4 protein-coding genes are annotated in these 4,524 nt (G+C 66.8%); all 4 read right to left on the bottom strand.

The annotated features are described in order from the left end of the window. The coding region (locus K206_RS0135805) for a conjugative transfer ATPase (protein ID WP_020207050.1) at positions 1 to 2,155 on the bottom strand (2,155 nt) is incomplete at its 3' end. Continuing rightward, entirely contained in the window at positions 2,155 to 2,595 is a 441-nt protein-coding gene (locus K206_RS0135800; RefSeq protein WP_029044450.1) for a TIGR03751 family conjugal transfer lipoprotein, read from the bottom strand. The genes K206_RS0135800 and K206_RS0135805, both read right to left, overlap by 1 nt. Beyond that, complete coding sequence (locus K206_RS0135795; RefSeq protein WP_029044449.1) at positions 2,576 to 3,994, bottom strand: TIGR03752 family integrating conjugative element protein; 1,419 nt, start codon at positions 3,992 to 3,994, stop codon at positions 2,576 to 2,578. The genes K206_RS0135800 and K206_RS0135795 overlap by 20 nt, the downstream gene beginning before the upstream one ends. Beyond that, the coding region (locus K206_RS0135790; protein WP_020207047.1) for a TIGR03749 family integrating conjugative element protein at positions 3,984 to 4,524 on the bottom strand (541 nt) is incomplete at its 5' end. The genes K206_RS0135790 and K206_RS0135795, both read right to left, overlap by 11 nt.

Raw genomic sequence — 4,524 nt, 5'->3', positions numbered from 1 at the left:
GCACGCGCCGCATCTCCGGCAGTGTCGAGTCCTGGCCGCGCGTGCGCAGCGCGTTGCGCACGTCGCGCGTGAGTACGGTGCGCTTCTCGGCCACGCAGTGTTCGGCGGCGTCGAGAATGCACTGTCGAATCAGCGAACGATCGGCCCGAGTCATCCGGGCCTCTTCTTTATCCTCGCCGCCAGTGATCATCAGCCGTGCAGTGATTTCCAGTTCACCGAGCACGTCGCGCTGCTCGTCCGCCTCCATGGCCGAGACGTCCGGCGGCTGGTCTTCATCCAGCGCATCCGCATCGAGCGTCTGCACGTCACTCGGCGTTTCGATCAGCCGGCGCGCGTCAGCGAAGGGTGCGAGGCTGATGCCTGAGCCTGGGGCCAGCTTGACCCGGTTCACGGTCAGGCCCAGACGCTTGGCGAAATCGCTGAACAGGCCGAAGCTGTTGCCGGCTTCCACGATGAAGAGGCGCGGCCGGTAGATGGCCGTGACCTGATTCAAGAGGTTGTTGAGCGTTGCGCTTTTGCCAGAGCCGGTCGGGCCGAACAGGAACAGATGGGCGTTCATCTGTCGATCCAGGCGGTTGAGCGGGTCAAAGGTGATCGGCCCGCCGCCTCGGTTGAAGAACGTATTGCCGGGATGGCCCGTACCTTGGCTGCGGCCCCAGGCCGGAGAGAGATTCGCCACGTGCTGGGCAAACATCAGTTGGGTGAACCAGTTCCGCCGATCCTGGCTCGGGTTGTAGCAGCATGGCAGCCAGCGCAGGTAGCTGTTCAAAGGCGCGACTTCATCGTCTTCGCGCACGGGCTGCAAACCAGCGTTGAGCATCACGTTCGCCAGGTCCAGGCCGCGCCGGTCCAGCTCAGCTTCATCCCGGCCGCGCAAATAAAAGGCCAGCGTTCCCCGGTAGAGCTTGTGAGCGCTGCCGATGAGCGAGCGGGCCTCCTGCACATCCTTGAGAGTCTGCTCCGATGCCAGTGTTTCGCCGACTGCCTTCTTCGCCAGGTGGTTCAGATGCGATTCGAGGATGTCCTGGGGTGTCGCCACCATGGTCAGACACATCGTCGTGTCCTCGGGCATCTGATCGAACAGCGTGTTGATCGCATCGCCTTTACGAGTTTCGCCAGTCAGGTGACCTGTACCAGGCGGCATGCGCAGCCGGTCAGTGACCAGCACACGGTGCGGCATGCCGTCGAAGTGCCAGGTTCCGTGCTCTGCGTCCGAGCGTGGCTGGCTGAAGAAAAGCCGCTGGCTGAAATCCCGCCCACTCGCCAGCTCGATCTCGCCGTCTTCTGTCTCGTCGGGGTAGCGTGCCAGCGCATAGAAGCGTTCGCGGTCCTCGACCCCAGGCCCGAGCAGCGTGGGACGCGGGTTGAACCACCGCAGCAGCCAGTCATGAACGTCGGCCGCGACCATGCGCCGGGCCTGGATGCCGGCGTTCGCCAGCCCACCACACAGGCGATCGCAGACGATGTTCAGCATCTGCTCGGGCGTCTGGCCGCGGCGGCTCGCCTGCCCGGTGGCCCGGCGATAGACGACCATGCGCACGCGCCGCGTCTGGCCGCGCCAACGCAGCCGCGTGACCACCGTGTCCTCGAAGAGCCCGCCCGGCTTCGCGACCGCGCGCAGGTGGTGTCCGAAGAAGCGAAGGTAGAACTCGGTGAAAGCCGTATTGCGGGCGCGCGGCTGCACGTAGTCGCGCAGGGTCTGCATGTACTGGTCGAAGCTGGGTTCGTCCTGGGCATAGAGCTGGAGCACCCAAGGGTTCTCGTCCAGTTCATCGAAGCTGTCCTGGAGCGCGTTCTCCAAGGCGTCGCGGGCGTGTGCGAGCCAGCCGGGCTCCCGGCCCTCGGTGCCCAGCGGAACCAGTTCGAAGAAGGCCGCCACCGATTGCCCGTCCTCCAGCAGCATGGACTTCGATTCGGGCAGGAACTCCACCCAGGGCAGGAATTCCGCGAACGACGGCGCGACGTCGTACAGCGCCTGCTCGTCGGCCACCGTCGCCGGCCTGCGGCCATGGGCCGCCTTGCCGGGTTCTGGGATGCCGGCCTGGCGCAAGGCCTCGACGTGGCGCTGCCAGCCCTCCGGCCACTCGTCATCGCCTGCGCCGGATGCGGCCAGCTTCGGCGCAGCCGACTTGGGCCAGGGGAGTTTCCAGCGCATCAGTAGTCCTCCACGCGCTCGCCCGGCATGGCGTACTGCACGCGCTGATACAAGGGAAAAACCGTCGTATAGCCCGGCACGGGCACCGGGTCCGTGCCTGCAACGTGCGGGTACACGTACATCACCAGGTCGGGATTCGGCAGGCGCTGGAACTGGCGATAGACCTCGTTGCGCGCCGTGCGCGTATAGCGCATCTGCTCGACGGGCGCGGCCTGCACGTCCGCCTCGGTCAGCGGCCGGCGCAGGCTCTGGCGTGCATCGAGCAACTGCCTGCGGGCCACCTGGCCGTTGCCACCGCCGGCGTCCCCGGCGCTCTGCTGCCAGATGTCCATCATCGTGCTGTCGCCGTGCGGCAGCAGCTTTTCCTTGCTGGTGGCGCAGCCGCCGAGCACCGCGACGGCGAGGGCCAGCGCCAGGCCCTTAGTCAAGTTCGAGAGCATGGCTTTCTCCTGCGCGGTGATCGACCTTGCGGCCTTCGGGATCGAAGTCGATGGCGAGCGGCTTTTCGAGGTGGACGGCAACCTTCGCGCCGGGCTGGACATAGACGGCGGCGAATGCCTGGCCGTACAACTTGTTCACCCAATCGGCCATGTCGCGCACGCCCCCGGCCAGGATGCGGCCCACGGCCTCGTTGCCTGAGATGCCGACACTGCCGATGGAGCCATCGGCGCCTACGTAAGACATCTGGCCGCTGTCGCTGTCGATGAGCGAGGCGACGCCGGCACCGGCCGCAGTAATCAGGGCCTGCGAGCCGAGGTATTGCTGGGCGTTGCTGCGCCGCTCCCCACTGACGCAAGGAATGCCATACGGGTCGCTGATCCAGCCCAGGCCGTCGCGCTGCTGGTCGTTTTGCTGGTTACCATCGCGGTCCTCCGGGATGGTGCGAACTGTCCCGTCGTGGAAAACGAAGGTGATGCTGCGCACCTGGCCGCGCACGCATGAAAGCGTCCAATCCCCTGAAGCCGTGCCGCTGAATACAGCACCGGCCACGTCGGGAATATCGATGCCGTTGGCGGTGAGGTTGTCGGGGCCGACGAGGACTTTAAAGGGGTATGGATCGTTGACGGTTCCGTCGATCGGCACACGGCCAATCAGCGCCGTCATCGCCACCGATCCCATGAGTGTGGAGTTAGTCGGCACGGTATAGACGGGCTTGGCGGACGTGACCCCGGCGGCACGCGCACCTACGTTTGCCACGGTCTCCGCCGTGGTTTCAAGCGTGCGCTGCGCTGGGCCGAAGCTCGTCGGGAAGCTCAGGTTGCCGCTTGTGCCGCGGCTGCTTCCCCGTCCATCGGTCTGCTTCGCGTCATCCGGTTCCACCCAGCGCACACCGCCTTCCATGCCGGAGTCGTCGCCGTCGCGCAGGCCGAGGCCCACCGGCAGATCGGCGTGGCCGCCGCCGCGCCCGCCGATGCTGTCCAGCCGGCGCTGCAGGTCGGCGAGCAGCCCCTCGGTCTGCTGGCGCTCGCTGGCCGCCTGCTGCTGGTCGCGGCGCAGGTTGGCGCGCTCGGATTCGAGTGCGGACGTGATGCGCTGATCGATCGAGTTCTCGCGCTGGCGCAGGCGCTGGTTTTCCTCGCGCTGGGACTTGTTGTCGGAGAGCGCGGTCTGAAGCTCGGTGCGCAGTTGCTTCACCTGCGCTACCAGCGTTGCCACGGTGTCGCGTGGGGTATCGCCTTCAATGCCCAGCGCCTTCATTTCTTCCGGCGTGAGCTGGGCACCACTATCCGCGGCGGGCGGCGCCGACGTGCTTCCACCGGAGAACAGCCGAATGGCGATGAACAGCACCAGCAAGGCCACAGGGATCATCAACCACTTCAGGAGTCCGTTACTGCGCATGGCGGGCCTCCGTGAGGTCCTGGGAACTGGCTTCCGGCTGCGGCAGATGCGCGGCAGGATCGAAGCGGTTGATCGCCGGCAGCAGCGATTGCGCGAGGCCGTGCCCCCGCGTCACCAAATACAGGACGGTCGTGTCCTCTGGCGTCCCGCGCGGGCCGAGGGCTTCGTGCTGAAAGGTGGCGGTGAGGAAATCGCCCTGCAACACGCGCGGGTCGAGGGTGATCCAGCCGCCGCTGCTATTGGTGAGGCGCACGGCAGTGACCCACTGGTCTTCCAGACGCCATGAGGCGAGCGCGACCGCGCGCACCGGCAGCGTCGGCACCAGCGTGCCGAGGTCCAGGTCGCGGCGCAAGTTCACCCGCATGACGCCCGCCAGCGGCTCCACGGTGCGTAGCGGCGCGTAGAGGTTCTGCGCGGCGAAGCGCGTCAGGACAACCGGCACCGGGGTCTCGCGTCGCGCCGCCCGCGCGCCTGCCTGGTCCTGGGCGCGCACCGGAGCTTCGTTGTCATCGCCGGGCTGATCGCCATAG

It is taken from the genome of Cupriavidus sp. WS (assembly GCF_000395345.1).
GTDB classification, from domain to species: domain Bacteria; phylum Pseudomonadota; class Gammaproteobacteria; order Burkholderiales; family Burkholderiaceae; genus Cupriavidus; species Cupriavidus basilensis_B.
Note: the sequence above shows the minus strand (reverse complement) of the source record. Positions and strands in the feature narration are given on the sequence as shown.

Excerpts from the sequence above, each read along its gene's own strand:
- K206_RS0135800 (WP_029044450.1), bottom strand. The coding sequence starts at position 2,595 with ATGCTCTCGAACTTGACTAAGGGCCTGGCGCTGGCCCTCGCCGTCGCG.
- K206_RS0135795 (WP_029044449.1), bottom strand. The coding sequence starts at position 3,994 with ATGCGCAGTAACGGACTCCTGAAGTGGTTGATGATCCCTGTGGCCTTG.